Origin of the sequence: Anabaena sp. PCC 7938 (assembly GCF_049315035.1) — a bacterium.
In the GTDB taxonomy this organism is placed as follows: domain Bacteria; phylum Cyanobacteriota; class Cyanobacteriia; order Cyanobacteriales; family Nostocaceae; genus Anabaena; species Anabaena cylindrica.
Genome location: NZ_CP186034.1, coordinates 292,501 through 317,631 on the forward strand (window position 1 = coordinate 292,501; position 25,131 = coordinate 317,631).

Genomic DNA, 25,131 nt, shown 5'->3' on the forward strand with positions numbered 1-25,131 from the left:
TCCTTTACTTGGTGTTCATGCAGTTGAGGAGCTAAAGATTCAGAAAAAAATTCTTTATATTTTTTGTGAATACAAAGAGGTGTTTGAATTAAGATTTTTTCCTCATCCATCAAATTTACATTCCATTTTTCATTCTCCTATTGTGTGCCATGTAGATTTTTACTGTCTAGTTTTTAATGATCCTGTGCTAGTTATGGCTTATGTGAGTCATAAACTATTATTCAGTTTTTAAGATTCCATACAATAAAGTTTCTGTAAGAACTTTCCAAACCTTGTTAAAAGTTTTTACATCAACTTTATCTAAACGTCAATCACCAGTTTTATTTTTACGGGCTATTAAGTAGTTTTACTTAAGCAAAAATGCTGGATTTTGTCTTTGATTAAAGCTAGGTAGCATAATGAACAATTTAAGTTAAATTACTAAATGTGCGCTTTTTTATCAGTGAGGTTAGAAGGAGTTAATCAGTAAAATTATGAACTGTAAAAATTTCGTTCTGGAAGTATCACACAGAATAAACTAGAATATTTTAGCCCAGAATTTTACAAAAAAGTACAGCGAGTTTTAAATATCACTAGCCATACTGAAAAAATCATTGAAATTTCAGATTTGAGCATCCGTTTCCATCATCTCATTAACTCCCACAAAACATCAATTTGATTTTTGACTCTTGCTCATAATATTGCTTGAGCAATTCTTTTTCCGCTTCAGTGACTCGATAAGTGATTAATTTTTCAAGTCTTGCTCAAATATAATACCGCTACTTGGGGTATTTTGAAGGATGGATATTAAGATTAAGAAACTGATTTTAACGCTTGATGACTAAGAAATAACTGATGTGTAAAATCAGAATTAATCCAAGTAAAAATTAACAATTCTCAGTACCAAAAAGCTAAAGTTAATACAAAAATATCCTGCTTTTTGAAGTTGCACCTTTTTTGTCTACTCTTCACCGTTCTGCTGACAAATTTCCTGCAAGATTAGGAAAATGTTAGAGTATAATTATTTTAATGTGTGTCGTGTGACAAAATTAAACCGCATCTGCTCGCTTGGCTTTAGCCGCCGAATCCGCTTCAAACTCTAAAATTTTAGTAGTGGTAGTAACCAACCGAGACAGTATGCTAGTTAAAGTTCACAAAATATCTTCCACAGGAAGCTAAAGCTGCGCTAAAAGCTTGTAAGTTGAGAGAATGAAGCTCAGGCACAGCAGTTAAAATGATTGCAGTGTAATTAACCAATATCTTACACATTTTTATGGATAACCCGATGCTGCTCAAGTCCACAACCCGTCATATTCGCATTTTTGCGGCGGAAATGGACAAGGATGAACTAGTTCCTAGTAATCATGTATTGACGTTAGATATTGACCCAGACAACGAATTTAACTGGAATGAAGACACTCTGCAAAAAGTTTATCGCAAGTTTGATGAACTGGTAGAGGCCTCTAGTGGTGTAGATCTCACAGATTATAACTTACGCCGAATTGGGTCAGACCTGGAGCATTATCTGCGATCGCTCCTACAAAAAGGCGAAATTAGCTACAATCTCTCTAGCCGTGTGACTAACTACAGCATGGGACTACCCCGAGTTGCAGCCAACGCAAATCAATAAGGTTATGAGTTACTGGTGAGTTATAAATTTTGTAACTCACCAAAAAATAATGTTAAATAAATTGCCAATCGCTGATCGGTTCGACAAATATGGAAAATGACGCGGCAACGCTCTACTGCCCAAATGAATATTGTCAAGCTGCTAACCCCCTGACCTACAAGTTTTGCCAGAGATGTTCCACACCTTTACCCAAGCGTTACCTCCGGGCAGTGGGAGATAGTTTGAACTTGGGTATTCCTGGAGAAATTTTAGCCGATCGCTATCTAGTCATTAATCAATCAATAATCTTTGACCTCAAGCCTGGTTTATTACCCCAAATACCTGAATTAGATAATTTACAGCAAATTAAAGCTTATCTTAAGCTAATTCCTTACCGCTTACACATCCCGCAAATATATGGAATGCTCTCTATTAACGAGGGTCAATCTCTATTACTCTTAGAACAACCACCCCTAGTAGCTGATAGTGCAGACTCTCAAATCCATCTGTGCAGCAAGCTAACAACGGCTTGGGGTGATGCCTCATCAATGCGGCAAATGAATTGGCTATGGCAGTTAGCTCATTTGTGGCAACCCCTTTGGACCGAAGGAGTCGCCTCTAGCTTATTAGACTCCAATTTATTACGAGTTGAAGGGTCTTTAGTAAGGTTACTAGAATTACATTTTGATTCACAAACAGCACCAACATTATCGCAATTAGGAGAATTTTGGCAACAACTGCTCAAAGAAGCAAAACCAGCCATAGCTGAATTTGTTAAGCAAATTAGCAATTCTCTCATTCACGGCGAAATTAACACATCTGAGCTATTAATTAAAGTTTTAGATCAAGGATTGGCAAGATTAGGACAAACCTCATCGGGTCGGAATTCACCTACCCAAACCACCATTAAAATTGTCACGCAAACAGACACAGGACCTAGTCGTCAACGGAACGAAGATGCTTGTTACCCTTCTAGTGGTGTAGTTGTGAGTAAGCCTCCCCAACAAACTGCCTTAGCTATCGTCTGTGATGGTATTGGTGGGCATGAAGGAGGCAATATAGCATCAAGTTTAGCCATTGAAACCATTCAGCAGCAGGTAAAAGAACTAACTTCTGTTCCTTATGAAAATATAGACCCCTTGCTGCTGTTAAATGATTTGGAACAGGCCGTAGCACTTGTAAATGATAAAATTAGTCAACGCAATGACACGGAACATCGCCAAGGACGACAACGGATGGGAACAACCTTGGTCATGGCCTTACCCATTGCCCATGAAATGTATATTACCCATATTGGTGATAGTCGTGCCTACTGGATTACACGCCACGGTTGTTATCAAGTTACTCTAGATGATGATGTGGCTTCCCGTGAGGTGCGTTTAGGCTATGCTGTTTATCGTGAAGCATTACAACATAGTGGTTCTGGTTCTTTAGTCCAAGCTTTAGGGATGGGTAAAAGTGTCTCATTGCATCCCACATCCCAACGATTTATCATAGACGAAGATGCAGTTTTTCTCCTTACATCCGATGGTTTAAGTGATTTTGACCGAGTGGAAGAGTATTGGGAAACAGAAATTTTACCAATTATTTCTGGTGATACAAATATAGAAAATGCTGCCCAGCGACTGATAGAAATAGCTAATACAAAAAATGGACATGATAATGTCACGATCGCTTTAGTGCATTCTCAAGTCAAATACTCCGAACCAGAAGTGGCACTCAAAGCAGACATTATTACTACTATTTCAGCCAGCAAAACGGTAGATTTAACACCAAGAACAACAAACAGCACAACTTTAGGCAATTCTCATCAGCAAACTCAGGTAATTCCCGAAACTAAGCCGGTGCGTGCTTCTCAACTACCACTCCAATTACTAATTCTTTTAGGAGTACTTTTAGCAGCAGGTTCATTGGGATATTGGCTCAAAATCCAACGGCAGATACCTTCTAGAATTACAGATCCCCTAATTCCATTTGTTAGTCCACAACCAACAATAACCGAAACACCTTCACCAGAAACCTTGGATAAACAGGAAGATTTTTCGCCCGCACCAGTTGGTCAACCGCCCCCACCTTAGTACTTGGAGGTAGCAAGAAAGCTTTTTGATCAGATTATAGAAGGCTTTTTAACTGGATAGTTATTTCCGTCACACTACATCAGTGATTATCATCACCGTCATAGGATATGATAATGCAGGTAATAAACAAAATCAAAAATTCACTAGGTACAAATTTATTCCTGCTGGACAAAAGAGTTTATTGTCAATTATTTGTTCTTAGAGTTTAGTTTCCACAAATCCATGTCCTGCCTGAATCTGGCGATCGCCCGTCTGGTAAATACTGGCACTGATAACTTCGCTATTTGGGTGGTTAAGGCTCCCTATCCCAGTGGTTATGTTTTGCGTGACTGTGTTTTTGCTACTGAACTTAGTCAAATTTGGCAAGAATGGCAACAAATGTTTGCTGGTCATAGCCCCATAGATATTGGTTCATTATCGACATCTCCAGGATTAAATACATTACCAATTGATTTGAGTTCACCCCTGGTTGGTCAAACGACAAGTCCTTACAGTAGTCGGTTGATGCAATATTTGGGGATAAGTTTATGGAGTTGGGTATTTGATGGAGCAATTCTAGGTAGTTTAGAACGTAGTCGCGGGATGGCTATGGGTCAAAATAAACGTTTGCGCTTTCGCTTAGAAATTCGTGACCCTGATCTGATTGCTCTACCTTGGGAAATTATGCAGCGCGAACCCGGACAGTCGGCAATATCTCTTTCTCAAGATATTTTATTTAGTCGCACTACCAGTGAAGTTGAACCTTTACCAAATTTGCGAGCTGATCCAGCTTTAAATGTCTTATTGGTTTTAGGACATGATGACAATCTAGAATTGGAAAAAGAAGCTGCTATTCTGGAGAAAATCTTGTCAGAATGTAGTCCATCTGGTAAAAATTCTGTATCAGCCTGTATGGTGAAGACACTCTTGCAACCCACTCCACAACAGTTAATTCAAGAGTTGGAAACCAAAGCTTATAATGTATTTTTCTTCGCTGGCCACGGTCTACCTGCTCCAGATGGGGGTTTATTATTTTTGGGGACAGATATGACCCTAAATGGTATAGAATTAGCCCAAGTACTAACTCGCACAGGTGTAAAGCTTGGGGTGTTTAATGCTTGCTGGGGAGCGCAACCAGCGACAATTAATCAACAGGCAATACCAGCTAGTAGTTTAGCAGAAGTACTCATTCGTCATGGTGTACCTGCGGTATTGGCAATGCGAGATGAAATTGCAGACCAAGAAAGTCACAGTTTTATTCAAGCTTTTGCAGAAGCACTGCGATCGCGCAAACCAATTGATGAGGCAGTAGCAGCAGCTAGGCAAGAACTGTTAACAATCTATAAGTTCAATCAACCTGCTTGGACATTACCAGTTCTCTACCTACATCCAGATTTTCATGGTGATCTGATTAAAGGTATTGATGAAGGAGTTACAGAATTACCCGATACGGCTATTTCTGGACTAGGTTCTCCAATACCCACAGCTTCTTTGCGATCGCTCTCCCCAGAAGGTAAAACTTGGTTACTGCGTTCTGGTGTCACTCGTATTGGTCGCACAAAGGACAATGATATTATCATCCCCGAATTGTATGTTTCTAAACGCCATGCCGAAATATTATGCCGAAGTATTTTCACTGGGACTAAATCAGTTCAAACTTACTATCTGCAAGATTTTTCTACCTATGGTACAACTTGGTGTCTAAGTTCAAATGGATGGCAACAAATTCTCCGCGAGGAAGTGCCTCTAACATCGGGAATGCATTTAAAGTTTGGTAGCGCTAAAGCTGAAACTTGGGAGTTTCTGATCGAAGAACCCTAAGAAAGAAATAAGCAACGGCGAATTTTTGGACTTTAACAATTTACTCTGAACACAAAACAAGTCTACCTGAGTTTGGAGTTTGGAGTTTGGAGTTTGGAGTTTGGAGTTTGGAGTTTGGAGTTTGGAGTTTGGAGTTTGGAGTTTGGAGTTTGGAGGTCGGAGTTTGGAGTTTGGAGGTCGGAGTTTGGAGTTTGGAGTTTGGAGTTTGGAGTTTGGAGACGCTACGCGAACGGAGTTATGATTTTTAAGAGCGAGAGAATAAGGGTTTGAGACTCCTACTGGGGGCGAGTTTTCCACAAATTATCTTATGTCGAACTCAGGTAAGTCCAATTATTTTTTGCGGAAATCTGATTCTTCCAGTTGTAGCTGTCAACAAGGCTAATTAATTATGAGGTGAAACATGATTAATAAAATCAACGGTTTACATACTTGTCAAGATTTAAAATCTTCAGTAGATCTAGAGTTATTAGAAATACTACTACAACCTGAAGATGCTGCTTATCCCTGGAATCCTGACGACCAGGAATCAGAAGCGTATTTTAACAAACTAGAGCAGCAGCTTGGGTGGCAGGATTTAGTAGAAGAACACCTGGCTACACAAACGCAAGATTTTTATCACAATCTCGATGCAATTTGGACTCAAGTTTATCATTCTAAAACTGATCATGATGAACAGCCAGCTAAAAGTCTACAAGCATCCTTGCATAGTGCTTTTGCTGCTTGTGTTCCTGCCAATTGGCTAAATGCGATCGCTCAAAAAGCAGCGGCAATTATTAGTTTAGAGCAATCAGCTAGTGAGAAACTAGTAGAATGCATTCAAGCTTTATTACCAACTTGGGACACAGATGACCTGTTAGTTTTAGCCCGTCCTTTTGCATACTCTATGCGAAGTAGCGAGCAACAACATTTGACATCTGTAATCAGCAATATTGAAAATCGGGAGTGGTCTAGTTTATCAGAAATAGAACAGGCCAAAGTTAGTTTAGCGATCGCAGACTATGCTCTCAAACAACTTTCTAGCTGACAAACCTAATCTTAATTTTATGCCCTCATTCACGAGCTGCTATTGAATTAGGGTGGTAATTACTTTTTATTTTTTGTGGCTCTGTGCTTCTGTGTCTCAAATTCACCTGGTGAATTTTAGTTTTTTAGCCATAACTGCCTCAGCATAAACCACATATAGACTGATTAGGAAAATTAAACCATATATCCTTAGACATAAAAAATCTAGGGAACTAGGTGATAGGTGATAGGAGGCAGGAAGCAGAAGAAAGATGTTACTCCCCATTGCCCAGCCCCTAGTCCCTGATAAGTATTTTATTTGGGTTCGAGAAAGCGAGTAGCGAAATTTTGCGATCGCGTTGGTGATAAAACCCGTGCTTTAAGAATTGCAGCCATCAAAAAAGCGTAAGATAAAACACCCACAATCACCAACAGCAAGGCATTAATAGAACCCGTAGCATTCCACAAAGCATGAAGTGCAGAGGCACTCAAATAACCAACCGAAAGAATCTGCCAACCCATCATCGGCTTGAGGACAGCTAACCCGATAAAATACCCCAAATAACCGCTGTAAGCCATGTGTCCAGCTACAGAGCCTAAAATGCGCGGAATCAGTAACTGTAAACCTACCAGCTGACCAGCTCCTACCCCTGCTTGTTGAGTGACATTTTGCGTAATTACAGGTACATATTGACCAAGAGTTTCTAGCAAAGTGAAACCCACAGCCGAAGCAGTTCCCAGCAAAATACCATCTAGAGGTTCCCAGACCCCTATCCGTTCTCGCCAAGGTGATGGCAAGGAATTACCGATAAAATATGCACCCAATACTGGTAATGCCTTGAGAAATTCTTCCATCAAACCAGCGCCAAAAAACATTCGCACCAGTAATTCTGTGAAGGTAATCGAGTCTTGAGACGAAGGTAAACTACCAGGCAGAATCACGCGAAAGACAAAGATAAAAAAATCTAATAAAGGACTGAGCAAAATCAGTGCTGTACTCAATGCCATAGCGATGAGTACCCACCAAGGCTTAGGTTTACCACATAGTTGATAAACAAAGTAGTAAGCAGCAGAGGCGATATACGACCCGACAATAACTTGATTTGCTTGGGGATTCCCGACTGTCCCAAACATTAACACGACAAAGATAACTGTTAATATTCCCGGTACAAGATAAGCTTTACGAGTTAGATCTTTACCAGTGGAAATAATAGGAAACAGTTGTGTAAAGCTCACCGAATCATGCTGTGATTGCCGTTGACGATGATTCCCCGATGCAATTACTGTCCCTTGGTTAGCGGTCATCACTGTTGGTTGGGGGATGAATTCATACTCGAAAATGAATTGCGGCCCATCAGCACCCAAGGAAATGCGATCGCCTTGGTGCAATTCCTGAGAACCTTGCAACCGTTGTCCATTTAAAAAAGTGCCATTAGCGCTATTTAAATCGCAAATTACCCAACTGAACTTGCTATCTGGAGATAAAGAGAGGGGACGAACCACTGCATGACGACGAGATACCATCCGGTACATCATGGCATCCAAGACAACTTGGCAGCTGGGGTCGCGTCCAATGACCATCTCTTGACTGGGAAGTAGTGAGTAGCGAGATTCTGAACCAGAAGCTACGACCTTACTAGACACTAGCCGCAGAAATGCATTATGTCTTGCGTTTTTGCCTGTCATCGAGTTAGTGAGTGTGTCTAAACAAATTCTATGGCTTACGCCATACTATCAAATGTGTTGGTAGTAGATTTAACCTTGGTCATATTAACAGCAGCACCATTGCTAAATCCACTATAGCTGCACCAACCGTTGCTTTGCTCCAATTAAAAATACAAAATACCAAATTTAAAATCCAGAAACTAACCAATGTCGATTCTTGGTTATTTTATGACGGAAAACAGACTACTGACCACTGAACTAAATCAAATTAAACTCTGTTAATGCTCTGGGAAAGTTTTTGTTTTCATGTCCTGAAAGGCTAAGTTTAATCAGAGCAAAACGTTGTAAGGGTGTTAACCCCAACCACTGGTGTAACGTGATGGTAAGGCCTATTGCTTGTGCCTTCTCCAAAATGGTAGGTGGTACAGTTGTAACATCCATCCAAGGGGGAATAGGGTCAATTGGTAATCGGGTAGCTGGTATACCTGTATGGTCTAAAATAAATTTTTGTAGATACTCTTGGTAAAATTTAATTTCGGCTGCTGTGGAACAAGGCAACTCAACTAAAATAGCACGTTCTGATAAAGTCATTTGATTCCAATCAGACAATTTGAGTTTTATTCCACAAGTATCTAATTTGTAACGTACCAGCATCGGTATACAACGGAGAGCATTAACAAAATCTGCCTCAAATTCAAAAAAATCGCCTATCATATAAACTTTAAAATTTCAGATATTATCTATAGGAATCCGGTTTGATTCCTAAATTTACTCGTAGAGGTAGGGAACAGGGAATAGGGAATAGGGAACAGAAAACAAGGAATATATGGTGTACTGAGTTTGTTCAAAAATCAAATAGGAGTCCTATAGGAATAAACTAATTTCTACTATTTGGCCTACTAGCACGAATTATGAAATAACTAATTGAAAGGGCAAGTACAGCAGTTCCTAAACCAATAATATCAATGCCTGTGACTTTTTCCAGGTCTAAGATAATAATTTTTCGGGCGACAGCAATCAAAGAAGTCACAATTACTAATTCTACGTGCAAGACGTGTTTTTGTATATAAGCTGTGATATTTTCTAAAATTTCCAAAGCAATTAAAACATTTAAAAATAAACCAAATACCTTAAATAAAATGGTATTAAAGTTACCATAAGTTACATTGAACAACTCTTTAAACAGAAAGAAACTCAGATCTCCAATAGCAGCAAAAATTACCACCATCATCAAAATAGAGAGAATCTTAGAAACCACGACCACGATGTTTTCAATGAGGTACATGAAGTTATCATCGCAGGTCAAAGTTTTAATTTGCTTAAATAATTTCTTCATTAGGTAGTGTTCCATGCTTCAATAAAAATTTAAAAATCCTCATGAAGGCAATTGCCTGTTTGGTAATAGGACTTAAGCCGATTTAACTGCCTAAAGTCAAGAAAAAACAAGCACTCAGGTGTTTATTTCTCCAAATCAAGAATCAAAAAAAATAATCGTAACTATAGATTATTGACTCTATTACCAACTTATTAATGAGGAATTCACTTAGAAGCTTACCATTGTGAAGACTGAAGTTGATAATTTTGAACGGTATTTTCTACAAGAATTGGAACTAGCTGCACAGCACAAGCTTTTAATTCTGGTTGGAGGGAATCGGGACAAGATTCTGAATGGGTGAGATTGTTTGCTTCAGCATCATCAGCCCATAGCTTACCCCAGTGCATGGGGATAAAGACAGTACCAGGAGAAATAGCTTTGGTGACTTTAGCGGGAAACTTAGTTTTACCACGACGCGATCGCACTTCCAACCACTGATGATCAATAATTCCCAACGCCGCAGCATCACGGGGATGAATCTCAATAAACGGTTCTGGGTGCATTTGGCGAATTTTCTCAATTCTCCCTGTGCGCGTTAGCGTGTGCCAATGTCCGTAAAGTCGCCCAGTAGTTAATATAAAAGGATAATTAGGATCAGGTGGTTCTGCGAGTCCTTTGGAATAATATGCCCCAAATCTAGCGCGTCCATCAGAGGTATGAAAGCGTAAATCTGTGTAAAGACGTTTTCCATCTAACTTCTTCCTGTTTTCTTTTGGATATGGCCACTGAGTTGCACCTTGTATTGCTAACATCTCATGACTCAAACCCGACATATCACAAGGACGGTAACGAGTTAATTGTACAAACTCCGCATAAACTTCCGCAGAGTTATTAAAAGCAAACTTATCCTCAAAACCCAAACGTCGTCCTACTTCTGCAAAAATTTCCCAATCTGCTTTTGCTTCCCTTGGTGGTTCACGAAAAGCTGAACACAACGTTACTCTTCTTTCAGAATTAGTCATTATCCCAGTTTTTTCACCCCACTGTGCCGCAGGTAATAAAACATGAGCATAAGCTGATGTTTCCGTAGGGTAATAAGCATCTTGATAAATAGTCAAAGGAGATTTTAACAACGCTTTTTTAGTGCGTTCTAAATCTGGCATACTCACAGCCGGATTAGTTGCAGCTATCCACAATAAACCTACATTTCCAGATTCCAAACTAGTAATCATATCCCAAGCAGTTAAACCAGAAACAGGTGAAATTCTTCCCCTTTCTAAACCCCAAAAATCCTCAACTTCTGCCCGATGTTTATCATTTTTTACCAACCGATAGCCTGGCAACAAATGTGCTAAACCTCCCGCTTCTCTTCCTCCCATCGCATTAGGTTGACCTGTTAAAGAAAAGGGACCAGCACCAGGTTTACCGATTTGTCCCGTCATCAAATGTAAATTAATAATAGTTCTAACTTTAGCAGTACCTTCTGTAGATTGATTAACACCCATCGACCATAAAGAAAGTACTGATTTTGATTTGCCCCAATATTTAGCAGCAGTTTCTAAATCTTCAATACTAATACCACATTGACGTGACACCACATCAGGAGAATAGTGACGAATTACTTCCGCATAAGCTGGAAAATTGCTAGTACACTCATCCATGAATAATGTATCAATATAATTCCACTTCATTAATAAATGAGCAATACCATTTAATAAATCAATATCTGTACCAGGACGAATAGCTAAATGTAAATCTGCGGCTTCTGCGGTAGGAGTACGACGTGGATCAACAACTACCATTTTCACATGACGATTTTTCTTATGATATTTCGCTAATCTATTAAAAACAATCGGGTGACATTCGGCTGTATTCGTACCAATTAAAAAAGCACAATCAGTTAATTCCAAATCATCGTAACAACAAGGAGGCCCATCAGCACCAAAACTTTGAATGTACCCAGATACCGCACTAGACATACAAAGACGGGAATTAGCATCAAAATTATTAGTACCTAAACAACCTTTGAGTAATTTTTGAGCAATATAATAATCTTCAGTTTGAAATTGTCCAGAACCATACATACAAATGGAATCTGTTTCATTCTGTAACCGTAATGTTTGAATACGTTGGCTAATAATATTGAAAGCTTCGTCCCAACTAACACGCCGAAATTCTTGATCTAAAGAATCACGCATCATTGGATAATGAAGTCTATTTTTATCTAAAGATTCAGCAATAGTTGCACCTTTAACACATACCATTCCTTGACTAGAAGGATGAGATTTATCACCTCTAACTCGCCAAGTTGGAGTTCCTTGACTATCTCTATTTGTGGCTTTTCCATGTTGTGCTGGTGGGGAAACTTCTAAACCGCAACCAACACCGCAATAAGGGCAAAGTGTTTTTGTGAATTCATTCATGGTAATTATAATTTTTTTATTTCACGCAGAGACGCAGAGGCGCAGAGAGGATGAGGGGGAATGTGTGATTTTCAAAATTTCTTTGTGTTCTTACCTTTGTGCCTCTGCGTGAGAAAATCATTCTTCAGTTATTAATGCTGGTTGATGATTAATTGTTTCTTCTTCGCTTTCATTATTATCAGATGCAAATGAATTTTTTGGTTCTTTGAGGAAGAATGCACACATAAATGAGCAAATCATTGCCGCTATACCCATTGTGGCAAATAGGGTTGATGGATCAGTTAAGCTGTATATTGTGAGATAAACTACGCCACCAAAGTTGCCGTAAGCGCCAACGTTTCCTGCTATTTGTCCAGTTGCTTCTTTTTTGATTAATGGGACTATTCCGTAAGTTGCACCACAACCAGCTTGAGCAAAGTAAGCAGCAAACATTGTTACAGCAATTGCTAAGAGGATAGGCCAATCTTTGTTAATAAAATGTGCCATTAAATAACCAACGGCAATCCCAGCAGAAACAATTGTAATTGTCCATTTACGAGAACCTAATTTATCAGAAATTAAGCCTCCACTAGGACGGGAAACTAGGTTTAAGAACGGATATGTGGCGGCGATCATTCCAGCTACTACGTGTTCTAAACCAAAGGTTTTTTCAAAGAAGGAAGGTAGCATGGAAACAACTGCAAGTTCTGAACCAAAGTTAGTGATATAGGTAAATTCTAATAATGCTACTTGACCAAATTGATAACGTTGATTTGCAGGGTAGGTTTTTTGTCCAGTTATTAATTCTTGATTAACTTGATATGCTTGGTAACTTTGGTAAGCGAATAATCCTGCTAAGGCTAACCAAACTATATACATTTGGCTGAGTGTAAGGAAGTGAATATTTTTTTGTTCTAAGCGCCAAGCTAATAAGCCTAACGCGAAAATTAACCCGAAGTTAGACACAATCATCGCCCAAAAGCTTTTGATTGATGTTACTTCTAAAGAGCCATTTTTCTTGGGCTTTTTATAAACTTTCCCAATGGGTGTATCTTGAACGCTATTGTAGTAGATTACGCCATAAATTCCAGCTATAATTCCTGTTAATGCAATTGTTAATCTCCAGTTAGAACCACTACCACCTAAAAAGCTAGTTGCAATTGCAATTGTTGGTAAAGCAAATTCTGCTCCAAATGCTCCAAAGTTACCCCAACCGCCATAAATACCTTGAGCAATTCCCATTTCTTTGGGAGGAAACCATTCCGCTACCATGCGGATACCAACCACAAATCCAGAACCGACTATTCCCATTAATAAGCGACTAATAACCAATTGGTTAAAGTCTTGGGCTAATGCTGTTGCTAAACAGGGAATAACAGCAAACATTAATAATATGGAATAGGTAATTCTGGGGCCAAATTTATCCAGCAACATTCCAATAATGATGCGGGCTGGAATTGTTAAAGCTAAATTACAGATACCTAAAGTTTTAATTTGTTCAGGTAATAAATTTAATTCTTTACCAATTGTGGTAGCGAAGGGTGCAAAGTTAAACCAACAGACAAAGGTGAGAAAGAAAGCAAACCAAGTCTGATGTAAAATGCGATAACGACCTTTTAATGAAAATAATCCTTTTAACATTTAAAGTTCCTGTTGATTTATAATAGCTTGCGTAGTTTAGCCATGCTGACTTATGGACGTAGGAAATGGGGAAGAATTACCTGTTTTCTGTTGCTTTTTTTCAATTACTCATCAACATGAGCGCAGCGACGATATAGGAAGTCTAAAGCACGTGCGATCGCAACTCGCTGTTTCATCCCCCCAGATAACTCAGTAGGACGCTTATTAACTGCTCGACGTAGCCCCACCATATCAATGGGAATAGGTAATTCAAATAATTACAAATTATCTTTTAAAGCAATAAATTCTAATTTGGCTGTGGTTGTTTCTACTTTTGGGGCATTAGTAACTGTGGAATTGTTAGCCAGTTTAGCAGTGGAAAAAGCAGCACTATCCGTTGTGGCTGACTTAGAGTTACTGGATGAACAACCGTGTACCAAGATAGAAGTTGCTGCGGCTACACTTGAGGTAATAATAAATTTTCTGCGAGAAATATTGCTCATTGGAAACTCTTAGTCAGTTTTAATTGTGGTTTGCGATTGATTTAATGGGAAATTAAGGCTGCTTCCCGAAGTTTTGCACCGAAGTTTTGAATGAGTATTTCTTTTAATACAGGTTCTAAATCTTCACAGGGAATACTTTTCTGCACACAAGTTCCTAAATGTGCATCTTTTCCAACTGTACCCCCCATGTAAATGTCAACACCTTCTAGGGTTTTGCCATTTTTACGGACTTTTGTTCCCATTAAGCCAATATCTGCAACTTGTGGCTGTCCACAGGAGTTAGGGCAACCTGTCCAATGAATTCGCACAGGTCGAGATAGAATTAATTCAGATTCCAGAACCTTGATCATTGCTAAAGCGCGGTTTTTGGTTTCGATTAAAGCAAAGTTGCAAAATTGTGCGCCGGTGCATGATACTAGGCTTCGCATTAATAACCCAGGATTAACACCAAATTTATTTAACAAGGGTTCTGTTAGAAATGCAGTTAAAGCTGAATCAGTAATGTTAGGAATAATAGCGTTTTGTTCGACTGTAAACCGAATTTCTCCACTACCATAAACTTCTGCCAACCGCGCCAGTTCAAACATATCATCCGCATACAATCTACCTACAGGAATGTTTAAACCTACATAATTTAATCCTGGTTGTTTTTGGGGATAAATGCCAATATGATCACGTTTTTCCCAATCAATTTCATCTTTTGGTGCTGCGGTTTTAAATGTTTTTCCCCAGCGTTTTTCTACTTCTGTGCGTAATTTTTCTAATCCCCATTCATCAATTAACCACATTAACCGGGCTTTTTGACGGTTAGCACGTAAACCGTGATCTCGGAAAATCTCTACAATGGCTCTACATAAGCTTACTACTTCATCAGGTTTTACCCACACATTCAGGGGAATTGCGGCTTCACAACGCTTACCGGAGAAGAAACCACCAACGAGAACGTTAAACCCAAAACCATCTTTAAATGCTGGTACAAAAGCTAAATCATTAATTTCTGCGTGAACTGAATTATCTCTTCCCCCAGTAATAGCAATGTTGAATTTACGGGGAAGATTGCTAAATTCTGGGTTTCCTTCACCGTTATTAGTGAGCATATCTTGAATTTGCTGTACTAATTCTCTGGTATCGTAAAACTCATTGGCATCTAATCCGGCTACAGAATCACCTGTGATATTACGAATATTATCCATACCGGATTGGATAGTAGTCAGTCCAACTGTGTGAAATTTATTAAATATTTCGGGAATATCTTCAATTTTGATCCCCCTCAGTTGTATATTTTGTCTAGTAGTTATATCTGCGCTGCCGTCGTCACCGTAACGCTGAATCACTTCTGCTAAAACTGACAATTGACTGCTGTTGAGAATACCGTTAGGTATCCGCATCCGCATCATAAATTTACCGGGAGTCACTGGGCGAAAAAATACACCTAACCATTTTAGGCGATGGTTGAGGTCTTCTTCGTCCATTGCTTCCCAACCGATTTTGGCAAATTCGTCGATTTCTCCTTTAACTGCAAGTCCGTCTTTTTTGGCTTTTAATTTCTCAAATTTATTGAGTTTTTCGGTGGTAGTTGCTGTTTCTGTCATGGGCTTTTTTTTGGGAACAGGACTTGATTAACCGTGTATCCGTGTTCTTATCGGTGCTGTACTTTCCACCTTTAGGAATACAACTGATGGTAGTTTCCTGGTTGGTAGTTGTAACAATTTCGATATTGATACGTTAAGGTGAATTTTTATAACAATTCGTATAGCTTGTTACGAAATTTTATTAAATATGCAGAAAGCGGATATGATGGTTGCGCTTTTTGCATAACTAATGGATTTTTATGGGTGCAAGCGAGGATAGAAAGTAACATTTAAAAATTTGATAGAATAGGAATAAATGATTATTTCAATGGAGGAAATATTATGTTATTAATCGAAAATCAACAAGAATCTATGAAAACAAGAATTGAGAAAATCGTGAATATTTTGATGGAAGAACGTCATTTATTTAAAGATGAACTTAATGCAGAGGAAATGGTTCAGCATTTATGTAACACATTTCATAAAAATGTATCATTTGAGGAGTTTAAAAGTATGGAACAAGAAGACTTGAAGAACAGATGTAGTGGTATTTTGTCTGTACAAATGCTGTCCGGTTTGTTAGATGATTTAACTCCTGAACAAATCGCTATTTTTGATGAAGCTGTGAAAAGGAAATAAAGAAATGAGCTATCTATTAGATACAAAGTTTCTTTTGCTATTAAAAATAATATAATAATTAAGGAAAGATTAGAAAAATCACGATCTCAAAAAGAATTAGTATCCATGAGTTGCATTACTTACTTTGAAGTTAAAAGAGGTTTATTCGCAGCGAAAGCAACTAAAAAGTTAGAAATATTTGATATTTTTTGTCAAGATTATCAAATTATTTTTTTGGATGATTTAGCAATTGTGGAAAAAGCAGCAGAAATTCACGCTGATCTCAGATTAAGAGGTTTACCGATTCAAACAGAAGATATTTTAATTGCTGCAACTGCTATTGTTAAAGGGTTTATTGTCGTTTCTAATGATAGTGATTTGTTACGGATTGAGGGTTTAATGCTTGAGAATTGGTTAGAGAATTAAAGCTTTTAATAACCATCAATTGCTATAATTAGATTGCTTTTATTGTACATTAAACAACCTCTAAATAAAAATTTATAAAATTTGCAAATTACACAAATATAGTAAATGTCGAGTTCTGTTACTCAACCCAACTAATTAAATATCAAATAACTCAATTTGACTGGCTTTCACTTCTTTTTGTTTTTCCGCACTTTTTAAAACTTCATAAGCCAAAGTCATGGTTAATTGTCTACATACGATAAAAGAATTTAAACTCAATTGCAGTGATACTCAGGTTCATCATCCATACTATTTTGCGATTGCTGACTACAACAATACCCTTTTTTGCTACTGGGATTTATCTTATAAAGCCTCCCAATTAAGTATTTGGGACTTAGAGATGGGTGAACATAAGAGAGATTTTGAATTAGCTCAAGCCCATGAATTCGGTTTAGGGAAAAATGGCAAAGTTTATGTTGTCAATTTTCAAGATTTCGTGTGGTCATTAGATATAGAAACACAAGAACATATTCGTAATCATGCTAATAATATCATGTCTGTCATTTTGCCAAATTCTCGCTGTCCTGCCGTTTGTTATACACAAAGTTTAGTTGTAGTTGGTAACTCTGTTGGTTATAAAGGAGAGTTTGAAGTTTGGAATTATGAAACCTAACTAGGGAATTACTGCAAACTTTAGATGATCTGCCTGTAAGCATTATCAATACATTGGCAATTTCTGCTGATGGAAATATCTTCGCTTGTGGGGACGCGAGAATCTCAGGTTTGTGTGTGGGAATTAATCAGTGATAAAATTCTATATCAATCCACTGAAGTTTCTCCTTGTTTAATGAGTGCAGATGGTCGAGTTTTGATTCAGTGTACGAAAGAGTTTGAGATAAATGACATTATCCAAATTATCAGTAATAATGAGTGATGGTGAAAAATCACACATACATTACAGCATCTATGAAACGTCGTGAATTTTTGAATTGGGTAGGTTTAGGTTTATTAGCTAGTTCCTTACCTGTAGCGATCGCAGCTTGTTCTACCGAAACCACCACATCAGCATCTTCTAAATCTGGTGCAGCTACTCAAAAATGGCAAAAAGTGGGTACTGTGGCCGAATTAGACAAGACGGGACAATTATTATTAGCAGATTCCCCAGTGGGTGCAGTTTTAGTAGTGGGTACATCCAAAGCAGCCAAAGATTTGAGTGCTGTTAACCCTACCTGCACTCATAAAGGTTGTACAGTTGTATGGAAAACAAATAAAAATCAGTTTGTCTGTCCTTGTCACGATGCAGAATTTGCTCGTGATGGCAAAGTGCAAGAAGGCCCAGCCGAAAAACCATTAAAAACCTACATCGCTAAGATTGAAAGCGATTCTGTATTTGTTAAAATAGCTTAATTCGTAATTTGTAATTATTGATTTACTCCCCTACACCCCTCTGGCCTGGATTTCTCAAATTTGTATCAAAATCTACTAAACTGAGGAGATAAATTCATTTAGGGAATGACAGCCTTAAATTTAATTCAGGCTACTACTTAAAATGCGTCTAGAGCAGTTGCAAGCTTTTTTGGCGATCGCACAAACGGGCAGTTTTCAACAAGCAGCAAAAAAGTGTGGTGTTACTCAATCGACTATCAGCAGACAAATTCAAGCACTAGAAGCAGATTTAGGTGTAGAACTATTTCATAGAACAACTCACGCTAAACTGACACTAGGAGGTGAACGATTGTTACCTCGCGTCCGCAAAATTTGCCAAGAGTGGGAAACTGCAACAGCAGAATTAGCGGATTTAGTCGCGGGAAAACAGCCAGAATTATGTATTGCAGCTATTCATTCGGTATGTGCATCTTATTTACCACCAGTTCTGCAAAAATTTTGTCATAGTTATCCAGATGTACAGTTGCGTGTAACATCATTAGGAAGCGATCGCTCTCTCAAAGTTCTCAAAGACGGTTTGGTAGATTTGGCAATTGTTATGCATAATCGCTTTCTCATCGCTGGTAGAGAAATGGCGGTAGAAGTACTATATGAAGAGCCGATTGAAGTTTTAACCGCAGCTAATCATCCCCTAGCCAAGTATGAATCTATCCCTTGGTCAGATTTAATTCGTTATCCACAAGTGGTATTTAAAGATGGATATGGGATGCAACGTCTAATCCAAGATAGATTTGAGCGAATGGAGGCTACACTCATCGCGGCTTTGGAGGTAAACACTTTAGATGCTTTTCGTGGTGTAGTTCGTCAAGGAGAACTCATTGCTTTATTACCCCAGTCTGCATTAATGGAAGCAAAATTTGATCCTAGTTTGGCTGTTCGTCCTCTAGCCTGCAATACTAATTTAGCTGATAATTCCAGCTTAACCCGTCGGGTTGTGATGGTAACAACTCACGACCGTCTCCAGATTCCTCCTATTCAGCATTTTTGGCAATTAGTTAAGGATAATATTCCTCCGCAATTTGACCAAAAATTTTCGGCTTCATAAGAATATGGATTAAATGAACCGCGAAGGAAGAAGGAAGAGGTAATTTTCTTAATGACTAATGAGCAATATATTTAGAGAGTTATTAAAAAAAGTAGGTAGCGGAAGTCATACGTCTGAGAGTTTAACTCGTGCGGAAGCTGCTGCTGCTATGCAAATGATGTTGTTGGGTGAAGCAAAACCGGCGCAAATAGGCGCATTTTTGATTGCTCATCGCATTAAACGTCCCACTGGGGAAGAGTTAGCAGGGATGTTGGATGCTTTTGATCAGTTGGGGCCAAAGTTGCAACCAATTGATGCTGCACGTCCGGTAATGGTTTTAGGTATACCCTATGATGGCAGGACTCGGACTGCACCAATTAATATTATTACGGCTTTGTTATTAGCTGCGGCTGGACAACCAGTGGTAATGCATGGGGGCGATCGCTTGCCGACAAAATATGGTTTACCTTTAATAGAGATATGGCAAGGTTTAGGAGTCGATTGGACTACTTTATCACTGGCTCAAACTCAGCAGGTTTTTGAGCAAACAGGAATTGGTTTTGTTTACACACCACAGCATTTTCCCCTCACTCAAAAGCTTTGGGAATATCGTGATCAACTTGGTAAGCGTCCTCCATTAGCGACTATGGAGTTAATTTGGTGTCCTTACGCTGGGGATGCTCATATTATTGCTGGGTTTGTTCATCCCCCTACAGAGGCTATGTTTCAGGTGGCTTTGGGGTTACGAGGGACAAGAAAATATACTTTTGTCAAGGGTTTGGAAGGTAGTTGTGATTTACCGCGCGATCGCACTGCTATTATCGGTTTATCTTCAACTAATTCACAAGAGTTAGAACGCTTACAACTCGCACCCCGTGATTATGGTTTTACTACCAAAAATGTCCCTCTTGCTACTACGGAAGAATTAATCACCGATTTTAAAGCTGTTTTGGCTGGTAAACCAGGTGAACTAATGCAAACTGCTTTATGGAATGGCGGTTTTTATCTTTGCTTGAGTGGTATTTGTCCAGATATGACTTCTGGTATTGCTAAGGCAGAGGAGTTATTTATTAGTGGTGCTGTAGCTAATCAACTTCTCCTACTGCCATTGTCTAATCAAAAAGTTTAATAATGGTCTAAAAGCTATTAGAAATCACATATTCAATGCTATTTGGCAGAATTTTGACAAAGGCTTCTAATGGGTTTTGGATACCCTTGGCACTCAATCCCCTGAGTTTGTCGCTTGTAATTGTTGCACCTGTTCAAACGTTAAACCAGTTACTTTTGCCACAAATTCAATAGACATACCCTCCTTGAGCATATTGACAGCAACAAGCTGAACAGCTTCTTCTCGACCTTCTTCTCGACCTTCTTTCCGACCTTCTTTCCGACCTTCTTCCCGACCTTCTTCTACCAATAATTGATAAGTTACTGACTCACGCATAATATCTCTCCGCAGCAAACGCTGAATCACTTCTTTTTCTAATACTAACCCAGCTAAAATAAATGCAGATGCAGCCAGGCTACTTTGCATCTGTTTGTCAGGGATGTTATCTATGGCGGTTGCCACTTCCTGCAAAGTGTTGACTTTATTACCAGTATTGCTTAAAACTGCAAAAGGCAATAAACCGGGAGTTTGCAAGAATGTTTCTGTCGGTTGTTCCCATAAGCGAATTACTTGGAAACGATGGCACGTTTCTTCTAAGGTAAATGTAGTTTGCTGAACGAGTTCTGAATCAGTCTTTTGCAAGTAAACCACTACTTGACCAAATAATTACTAATTCGTAATTCGTAATTCGTAATTAAAGAGGGTACAAGCCCCCACTAAATCTTGGATTTAGTGGTCTACAATTAGTGGTAGGTTCAAGCCTCCACTGATTGCAATTACGAATTACGAATTATCAATTACGAATTATAAGGAATGTTCTTGTCTGGTTGAGTCTGAAACTCAATATGCACGACCATTTCTTCTGATTGTCTAAGAATAAGAGCATCAGCGCGAATTGGTTCTAAGGATAGTTCTTTTGGACTTAATTCAGTTAGGATTATGGGTTCACCTAACAACCAAGTAGCGAAATCGCTAGAAAATGTTTCTACAAGAAATTTACAAAGATTGTCAAACATGAAACAACTTTATCAGAAATTTTGATAAATCAGCAAGATTGCCATCTTCTGTAATGATAAACCCTGCATTTACCTACACGTTTTCAATCCGAATGGCACTAAGAAAAGACAGATAAATTGTCTTTAATTAGTGTCCTTCGGAGTAATTTCCGAGGTTTTTGCATAAAGGGATAAGCTTTAGGACGGCGTTTTTGAACTCTGGGTTCAATGCGATTAGGTCGAAAGGGTAAGGACTGATGAACCAGCAGTTTTAGTAAAGTCAAATAATAGTGACGAAGGTATTTGGATTGTACCGATAAAAATGTAGGAATAAAGTTAATAAACATCTGCCGAGAGCGTTGTAGAGAAAGAGATAGAGGATTAACTCCATAAAGATTTCCAGCATTCCACATCAAACTTCGCAATAGGTTGTATGCTAACAAAAATACATAGATTTCTTTGCGAATCATTGCTGGAGATTTACATCTCAAAATATCCATATTTAGAGTGGTTTTAAGATGCCTTAAATCCAACTCAACTTGCCAGCGTAAACCATAGAGTTCCGCCAGTTTTTCTAGAGAATATGTATTTGTATCTAATAAAGTCGTAATTAGCGTCACATTTTCTGTGCGAAAACCAGGGATATTTATCGAATATGTCACTTCTCTGACAACTAAACTTTTTGGTAAACTCCTGTAGTCTTCTAGACTCATTCCCGCAGGTCTAGTTTTCGGTTTGTACCAAATTACTTGTCTGTCTGATGCATTGGTAATCTCTCCTTCCACCGGGTGACTTTTACGCTTTTGATTCTTCCGACAAACTACATCGCATCCTTGATTTTTTAAACAAAAGATATCCCCATAAGCGCAAAAGGCTCTATCTCCTAACAGCACATCTCCTGGATTCAAAAATTTATATAAATTTCTTCCTAGTTTGATATCGTGTACATTTAATTTATCTATTACTACTTCCCATGCTGCACCTGTAGCCAGTGAAAATAACACGCATATTTTCGCTACCGGAAAACCGCACCCCTGTTTCTGGCTTTTCTGCTGTGGATACTCTTCCTGCAAACTTTTTGTATCTGGCATTGACACAGTGGAACCATCAATTATTTTCACTGACCTACCACACCACAACTGTTGCTGCGATACTTTTTCCTCTAACCCCATTCCTATTTTAGAAAATAATTTTGACAATAATTTCTCTGGTAATCTTTCTCTGGCTTGACAATATGCACTTGTATTTGTTGATGGCAATTCTGCTCCTGTCGTACTCAACCATGCTATTACTCTACTCACTATATTTTGGCAACTTTTATCTACATCCAGCACTTGCGATAAAAATGCCCATATCCTTACTACTGGTGAAAATATTCTTTGGTGATATTTTAGATTTAATTCTTGAATACTCTCATTAATTACCGATTCCGGTAGTAATTCTGCAAAGGGTAATCCCACACTTTGACTAAATTTTTCCTTGAGAATTTTCACTCGATTTGGCATACTGTAGCTAATCTTTTTTGTTGTCTCTTATGGTCTGGTTTAGTTTCTCAGACTCTAAGAGACGTTTTCTACAGTATTTTTTTAGTATCTCTTTTTACCTATCTCTTCAATATACTGAATAGCACTTCTCTATTTGATTCTTTCAAATCTATTGCTAGAGCGTGATTCGAGATTTTTGATCTCTTTTCTTAGTGCCATTCAATCCCTAATAGGGAGTAATAGAAATTGCAATTTTCCGTACCCAGGAACAAGAGACAAACCTATCACGTTTCAATCCCTAATAGGGAGTAATAGAAATTGCAATTGCTTATCACTAGCATTCCAGTTGAAATTCCAAAGACGTTTCAATCCCTAATAGGGAGTAATAGAAATTGCAATAGATTTGGTGAGGAGGGTGGTCGCCTTGCTTGGAGTTTCAATCCCTAATAGGGAGTAATAGAAATTGCAATTCTTTCTTCCACATTTGCTGATGAGTTTAGTTTCAATGTTTCAATCCCTAATAGGGAGTAATAGAAATTGCAATGGCTCAAATCAGTAGATATCCTCATATTTCTAGAAGAGTTTCAATCCCTAATAGGGAGTAATAGAAATTGCAATACCCCCCCCGAACAAGTCGGGGGGGCTTCCTCCGTTTCAATCCCTAATAGGGAGTAATAGAAATTGCAATTTGAGCTTCCAGATAAATATGCTGATAAATTACGTGGTTTCAATCCCTAATAGGGAGTAATAGAAATTGCAATTCTCCCCTTAGAGCGTTTATTTCACTCATTATTTCATCGCGTTTCAATCCCTAATAGGGAGTAATAGAAATTGCAATTAATAATCCTGGATAATCCTTTGAGCAAGAGATGTTTCAATCCCTAATAGGGAGTAATAGAAATTGCAATCTGCGCTTGGTATTTCTTCCACTATTTATGGTGTTGGTTCTGTTTCAATCCCTAATAGGGAGTAATAGAAATTGCAATTTGAAGAATTTGGTAAGTTTCTTCTGGACTATTGCCGTGTTTCAATCCCTAATAGGGAGTAATAGAAATTGCAATAATACAACCTCTTTGAGTTGAACCAGAGGGAGATAAGTTTCAATCCCTAATAGGGAGTAATAGAAATTGCAATATAAAATAAAACCTGTAACTAGTTTAGTCGAATGTTTCAATCCCTAATAGGGAGTAATAGAAATTGCAATTATTGCGCCAACACCGTTACTTTGCAAATCAGAGGTTTCAATCCCTAATAGGGAGTAATAGAAATTGCAATTACGATAATACGTATGTCTTTGAAACCATCTGTAGTTTCAATCCCTAATAGGGAGTAATAGAAATTGCAATTTGCGTAGCGTATGGATATGGCTTGTGACAGAGCAAACTTTGGTTTCAATCCCTAATAGGGAGTAATAGAAATTGCAATTTACTAATTTTCTAGCACTCTTAAACAAGTAAGTGTTTCAATCCCTAATAGGGAGTAATAGAAATTGCAATTTAATGGTTTCACCTTCTGCATATCCGGTAAGACCAAAGCCGTTTCAATCCCTAATAGGGAGTAATAGAAATTGCAATTAGCGAAGCATTTTTCGTAAAATCCTAGTCCAGATGTTTCAATCCCTAATAGGGAGTAATAGAAATTGCAATATTAGGATTGTGAGTTTCTCTCATCATTGTGGAGAGGTTTCAATCCCTAATAGGGAGTAATAGAAATTGCAATTTCCTTTGGCAGCAGTAGCAGCATAAATAATTAATAAAAGTTTCAATCCCTAATAGGGAGTAATAGAAATTGCAATATGGGATGCTTAAAAAACATCAGCAACTTTCTTTATTCGTTTCAATCCCTAATAGGGAGTAATAGAAATTGCAATTTGACCTAGAATCCCACAGAACAACGAGCATTAAGACATCCGTTTCAATCCCTAATAGGGAGTAATAGAAATTGCAATAGCGGGAGGCTGAAAGCCTTTATATATATAGTTTTCAAGGTGCGGTTGCGCGATCGCTCTCATCATAGTCCATTTCAGAAAATGTGTCAAGAGTCAAAATGGCTGAAACCCTTGCTGTGTAAGGTGCGCGGGCGGGCGAATCAAAAAAATCCATCAAAGCCTTGTATAGATGTGAATTTAGGCATTTTTTGAGAACCCAGATTTTTTACACCCACCCCCTCGCGCATTAAGCGAAGAAAATCGTCGTATCGAGGGGTTGTTCACCACCGATTCGTTCCACCTTACCAAAGCAGCAAGCACAAAGAAAATAAAAGCGAATGCTATCAGTATTCGGCTTAATCAGCTTATTGAGGCGCGATCGCAGTTTAGCATACTGAGTGTCAGTCAACTGACATTCAAAAATACTATACTGCACCCATTGTCCATAAGACTTGAGAATATTATGGATTTTAGTCCGCCGTTTATCCTCAGAAATATCGTAAGAAACAACAACATTCATCACCTAATTTCCTATTCCCTTCTTCCCTTCTTCTCTTCTTCTCTTCTTCTCTTCTTGATT

At 38.3% G+C, this 25,131-nt stretch carries 22 protein-coding genes, 2 pseudogenes and 1 CRISPR repeat array; of the genes and pseudogenes, 12 read left to right on the plus strand and 12 right to left on the minus strand.

What is annotated here, in order from left to right; genetic code table 11:
• The first annotated feature begins 1,252 nt into the window (after positions 1 to 1,252).
• The 4 genes from ACOWPH_RS01425 (at position 1,253) to ACOWPH_RS01440 (ending at position 6,490) form a co-directional block, all read left to right on the plus strand.
• Positions 1,253 to 1,609: an NAD(P)H-quinone oxidoreductase subunit M gene (locus ACOWPH_RS01425; protein WP_042464729.1), complete on the plus strand. Its 357-nt coding sequence runs from the start codon at positions 1,253 to 1,255 to the stop codon at positions 1,607 to 1,609.
• 89 nt (positions 1,610 to 1,698) lie between these two features.
• Positions 1,699 to 3,666, plus strand: coding sequence for a protein phosphatase 2C domain-containing protein (locus ACOWPH_RS01430; protein WP_015213642.1), 1,968 nt, complete (start codon positions 1,699 to 1,701; stop codon positions 3,664 to 3,666).
• A 222-nt stretch (positions 3,667 to 3,888) separates the two neighbouring features.
• Entirely contained in the window at positions 3,889 to 5,466 is a 1,578-nt protein-coding gene (locus ACOWPH_RS01435) for a CHAT domain-containing protein (RefSeq protein WP_015213643.1), read from the plus strand.
• Positions 5,467 to 5,866: 400 nt separating this feature from the next.
• Positions 5,867 to 6,490, plus strand: a complete 624-nt coding sequence (locus tag ACOWPH_RS01440) for a hypothetical protein (RefSeq protein ID WP_015213644.1) — start codon at positions 5,867 to 5,869, stop codon at positions 6,488 to 6,490.
• Between the two features lie 293 nt (positions 6,491 to 6,783).
• Here the strand turns inward: ACOWPH_RS01440 and ACOWPH_RS01445 are convergent, their stop codons facing one another.
• Positions 6,784 to 8,154, minus strand: a complete 1,371-nt coding sequence (locus ACOWPH_RS01445) for a PrsW family glutamic-type intramembrane protease (protein WP_015213645.1) — start codon at positions 8,152 to 8,154, stop codon at positions 6,784 to 6,786.
• An 11-nt stretch (positions 8,155 to 8,165) separates the two neighbouring features.
• Here ACOWPH_RS01445 and ACOWPH_RS01450 point away from each other — a divergent pair, with 11 nt between their 5' ends.
• Positions 8,166 to 8,390, plus strand: a complete 225-nt coding sequence (locus ACOWPH_RS01450; RefSeq protein ID WP_042464735.1) for a hypothetical protein — start codon at positions 8,166 to 8,168, stop codon at positions 8,388 to 8,390.
• Position 8,391: 1 nt separating this feature from the next.
• Here the strand turns inward: ACOWPH_RS01450 and ACOWPH_RS01455 are convergent, their stop codons facing one another.
• The 7 genes and pseudogenes from ACOWPH_RS01455 to ACOWPH_RS01485 all read right to left on the minus strand — a co-directional run bounded on the left by ACOWPH_RS01455 (position 8,392) and on the right by ACOWPH_RS01485 (position 15,565).
• A complete protein-coding gene (locus tag ACOWPH_RS01455; RefSeq protein ID WP_042465839.1) occupies positions 8,392 to 8,844 on the minus strand; it encodes a nitrate reductase associated protein in 453 nt (150 codons plus the stop codon).
• Between the two features lie 166 nt (positions 8,845 to 9,010).
• Positions 9,011 to 9,469 carry a phosphate-starvation-inducible PsiE family protein gene (locus tag ACOWPH_RS01460; protein WP_015213647.1) on the minus strand — a complete coding sequence of 153 codons (459 nt, stop codon included), beginning with the start codon at positions 9,467 to 9,469 and terminating at the stop codon, positions 9,011 to 9,013.
• Positions 9,470 to 9,684: 215 nt separating this feature from the next.
• A complete protein-coding gene (locus ACOWPH_RS01465; RefSeq protein WP_096713173.1) occupies positions 9,685 to 11,871 on the minus strand; it encodes a molybdopterin oxidoreductase family protein in 2,187 nt (728 codons plus the stop codon).
• Between the two features lie 117 nt (positions 11,872 to 11,988).
• Positions 11,989 to 13,491, minus strand: a complete 1,503-nt coding sequence (locus ACOWPH_RS01470; protein WP_096713172.1) for a NarK family nitrate/nitrite MFS transporter — start codon at positions 13,489 to 13,491, stop codon at positions 11,989 to 11,991.
• A 143-nt stretch (positions 13,492 to 13,634) separates the two neighbouring features.
• Positions 13,635 to 13,727 (minus strand): annotated as a pseudogene (locus tag ACOWPH_RS01475) (ATP-binding cassette domain-containing protein); the annotation flags it as partial.
• A gap of 30 nt (positions 13,728 to 13,757) precedes the next feature.
• Positions 13,758 to 13,973, minus strand: a pseudogene (locus ACOWPH_RS01480) (bicarbonate-binding protein); the annotation flags it as partial.
• 41 nt (positions 13,974 to 14,014) lie between these two features.
• On the minus strand, positions 14,015 to 15,565 hold the full coding sequence (locus ACOWPH_RS01485; RefSeq protein ID WP_015213651.1) for a ferredoxin--nitrite reductase: 1,551 nt from the start codon (positions 15,563 to 15,565) through the stop codon (positions 14,015 to 14,017).
• 321 nt (positions 15,566 to 15,886) lie between these two features.
• Here ACOWPH_RS01485 and ACOWPH_RS01490 point away from each other — a divergent pair, with 321 nt between their 5' ends.
• The 7 genes from ACOWPH_RS01490 to ACOWPH_RS01520 all read left to right on the plus strand — a co-directional run bounded on the left by ACOWPH_RS01490 (position 15,887) and on the right by ACOWPH_RS01520 (position 20,166).
• Positions 15,887 to 16,183 carry a hypothetical protein gene (locus tag ACOWPH_RS01490; RefSeq protein WP_015213652.1) on the plus strand — a complete coding sequence of 99 codons (297 nt, stop codon included), beginning with the start codon at positions 15,887 to 15,889 and terminating at the stop codon, positions 16,181 to 16,183.
• Between the two features lie 105 nt (positions 16,184 to 16,288).
• Positions 16,289 to 16,588: a PIN domain-containing protein gene (locus ACOWPH_RS01495; protein WP_311381511.1), complete on the plus strand. Its 300-nt coding sequence runs from the start codon at positions 16,289 to 16,291 to the stop codon at positions 16,586 to 16,588.
• A gap of 217 nt (positions 16,589 to 16,805) precedes the next feature.
• Positions 16,806 to 17,240: a hypothetical protein gene (locus ACOWPH_RS01500; protein WP_015213654.1), complete on the plus strand. Its 435-nt coding sequence runs from the start codon at positions 16,806 to 16,808 to the stop codon at positions 17,238 to 17,240.
• 69 nt (positions 17,241 to 17,309) lie between these two features.
• On the plus strand, positions 17,310 to 17,501 hold the full coding sequence (locus tag ACOWPH_RS01505; RefSeq protein WP_015213655.1) for a hypothetical protein: 192 nt from the start codon (positions 17,310 to 17,312) through the stop codon (positions 17,499 to 17,501).
• 32 nt (positions 17,502 to 17,533) lie between these two features.
• Positions 17,534 to 17,974, plus strand: coding sequence for a ubiquinol-cytochrome c reductase iron-sulfur subunit (locus ACOWPH_RS01510; RefSeq protein WP_042465842.1), 441 nt, complete (start codon positions 17,534 to 17,536; stop codon positions 17,972 to 17,974).
• A gap of 142 nt (positions 17,975 to 18,116) precedes the next feature.
• Positions 18,117 to 19,058: a LysR family transcriptional regulator gene (locus ACOWPH_RS01515; protein ID WP_015213657.1), complete on the plus strand. Its 942-nt coding sequence runs from the start codon at positions 18,117 to 18,119 to the stop codon at positions 19,056 to 19,058.
• Between the two features lie 58 nt (positions 19,059 to 19,116).
• Entirely contained in the window at positions 19,117 to 20,166 is a 1,050-nt protein-coding gene (locus ACOWPH_RS01520) for an anthranilate phosphoribosyltransferase family protein (protein WP_015213658.1), read from the plus strand.
• A 93-nt stretch (positions 20,167 to 20,259) separates the two neighbouring features.
• Here ACOWPH_RS01520 and ACOWPH_RS01525 read toward each other — a convergent pair whose 3' ends face one another.
• The 4 genes from ACOWPH_RS01525 to cas2 all read right to left on the minus strand — a co-directional run bounded on the left by ACOWPH_RS01525 (position 20,260) and on the right by cas2 (position 25,071).
• Positions 20,260 to 20,796, minus strand: a complete 537-nt coding sequence (locus ACOWPH_RS01525) for an Rpn family recombination-promoting nuclease/putative transposase (protein WP_052334514.1) — start codon at positions 20,794 to 20,796, stop codon at positions 20,260 to 20,262.
• Positions 20,797 to 20,942: 146 nt separating this feature from the next.
• Positions 20,943 to 21,161 carry a hypothetical protein gene (locus tag ACOWPH_RS01530; RefSeq protein ID WP_042464741.1) on the minus strand — a complete coding sequence of 73 codons (219 nt, stop codon included), beginning with the start codon at positions 21,159 to 21,161 and terminating at the stop codon, positions 20,943 to 20,945.
• Positions 21,162 to 21,259: 98 nt separating this feature from the next.
• Positions 21,260 to 22,645, minus strand: a complete 1,386-nt coding sequence (locus ACOWPH_RS01535; protein ID WP_015213424.1) for an IS4 family transposase — start codon at positions 22,643 to 22,645, stop codon at positions 21,260 to 21,262.
• 195 nt (positions 22,646 to 22,840) lie between these two features.
• Positions 22,841 to 24,572: a CRISPR direct-repeat array (repeat unit 37 nt; unit sequence GTTTCAATCCCTAATAGGGAGTAATAGAAATTGCAAT).
• Between the two features lie 226 nt (positions 24,573 to 24,798).
• Positions 24,799 to 25,071: a CRISPR-associated endonuclease Cas2 gene (cas2, locus tag ACOWPH_RS01540; RefSeq protein ID WP_015213660.1), complete on the minus strand. Its 273-nt coding sequence runs from the start codon at positions 25,069 to 25,071 to the stop codon at positions 24,799 to 24,801.
• Positions 25,072 to 25,131 lie beyond the last annotated feature (60 nt).

Bases quoted from the DNA above. Each gene is read 5' to 3' on its own strand.
- ACOWPH_RS01425 (WP_042464729.1), top strand. From the start codon at position 1,253: ATGGATAACCCGATGCTGCTCAAGTCCACAACCCGTCATATTCGCATT.
- ACOWPH_RS01430 (WP_015213642.1), top strand. From the start codon at position 1,699: ATGGAAAATGACGCGGCAACGCTCTACTGCCCAAATGAATATTGTCAA.
- ACOWPH_RS01435 (WP_015213643.1), top strand. From the start codon at position 3,889: ATGTCCTGCCTGAATCTGGCGATCGCCCGTCTGGTAAATACTGGCACT.
- ACOWPH_RS01440 (WP_015213644.1), top strand. From the start codon at position 5,867: ATGATTAATAAAATCAACGGTTTACATACTTGTCAAGATTTAAAATCT.
- ACOWPH_RS01445 (WP_015213645.1), bottom strand. From the start codon at position 8,154: ATGACAGGCAAAAACGCAAGACATAATGCATTTCTGCGGCTAGTGTCT.
- ACOWPH_RS01460 (WP_015213647.1), bottom strand. From the start codon at position 9,469: ATGAAGAAATTATTTAAGCAAATTAAAACTTTGACCTGCGATGATAAC.
- ACOWPH_RS01465 (WP_096713173.1), bottom strand. From the start codon at position 11,871: ATGAATGAATTCACAAAAACACTTTGCCCTTATTGCGGTGTTGGTTGC.
- ACOWPH_RS01470 (WP_096713172.1), bottom strand. From the start codon at position 13,491: ATGTTAAAAGGATTATTTTCATTAAAAGGTCGTTATCGCATTTTACAT.
- ACOWPH_RS01485 (WP_015213651.1), bottom strand. From the start codon at position 15,565: ATGACAGAAACAGCAACTACCACCGAAAAACTCAATAAATTTGAGAAA.
- ACOWPH_RS01490 (WP_015213652.1), top strand. From the start codon at position 15,887: ATGTTATTAATCGAAAATCAACAAGAATCTATGAAAACAAGAATTGAG.
- ACOWPH_RS01495 (WP_311381511.1), top strand. From the start codon at position 16,289: ATGAGTTGCATTACTTACTTTGAAGTTAAAAGAGGTTTATTCGCAGCG.
- ACOWPH_RS01500 (WP_015213654.1), top strand. From the start codon at position 16,806: ATGGTTAATTGTCTACATACGATAAAAGAATTTAAACTCAATTGCAGT.
- ACOWPH_RS01505 (WP_015213655.1), top strand. From the start codon at position 17,310: ATGGAAATATCTTCGCTTGTGGGGACGCGAGAATCTCAGGTTTGTGTG.
- ACOWPH_RS01510 (WP_042465842.1), top strand. From the start codon at position 17,534: ATGAAACGTCGTGAATTTTTGAATTGGGTAGGTTTAGGTTTATTAGCT.
- ACOWPH_RS01515 (WP_015213657.1), top strand. From the start codon at position 18,117: ATGCGTCTAGAGCAGTTGCAAGCTTTTTTGGCGATCGCACAAACGGGC.
- ACOWPH_RS01520 (WP_015213658.1), top strand. From the start codon at position 19,117: ATGAGCAATATATTTAGAGAGTTATTAAAAAAAGTAGGTAGCGGAAGT.
- ACOWPH_RS01530 (WP_042464741.1), bottom strand. From the start codon at position 21,161: ATGTTTGACAATCTTTGTAAATTTCTTGTAGAAACATTTTCTAGCGAT.
- ACOWPH_RS01535 (WP_015213424.1), bottom strand. From the start codon at position 22,645: ATGCCAAATCGAGTGAAAATTCTCAAGGAAAAATTTAGTCAAAGTGTG.
- cas2 (WP_015213660.1), bottom strand. From the start codon at position 25,071: ATGAATGTTGTTGTTTCTTACGATATTTCTGAGGATAAACGGCGGACT.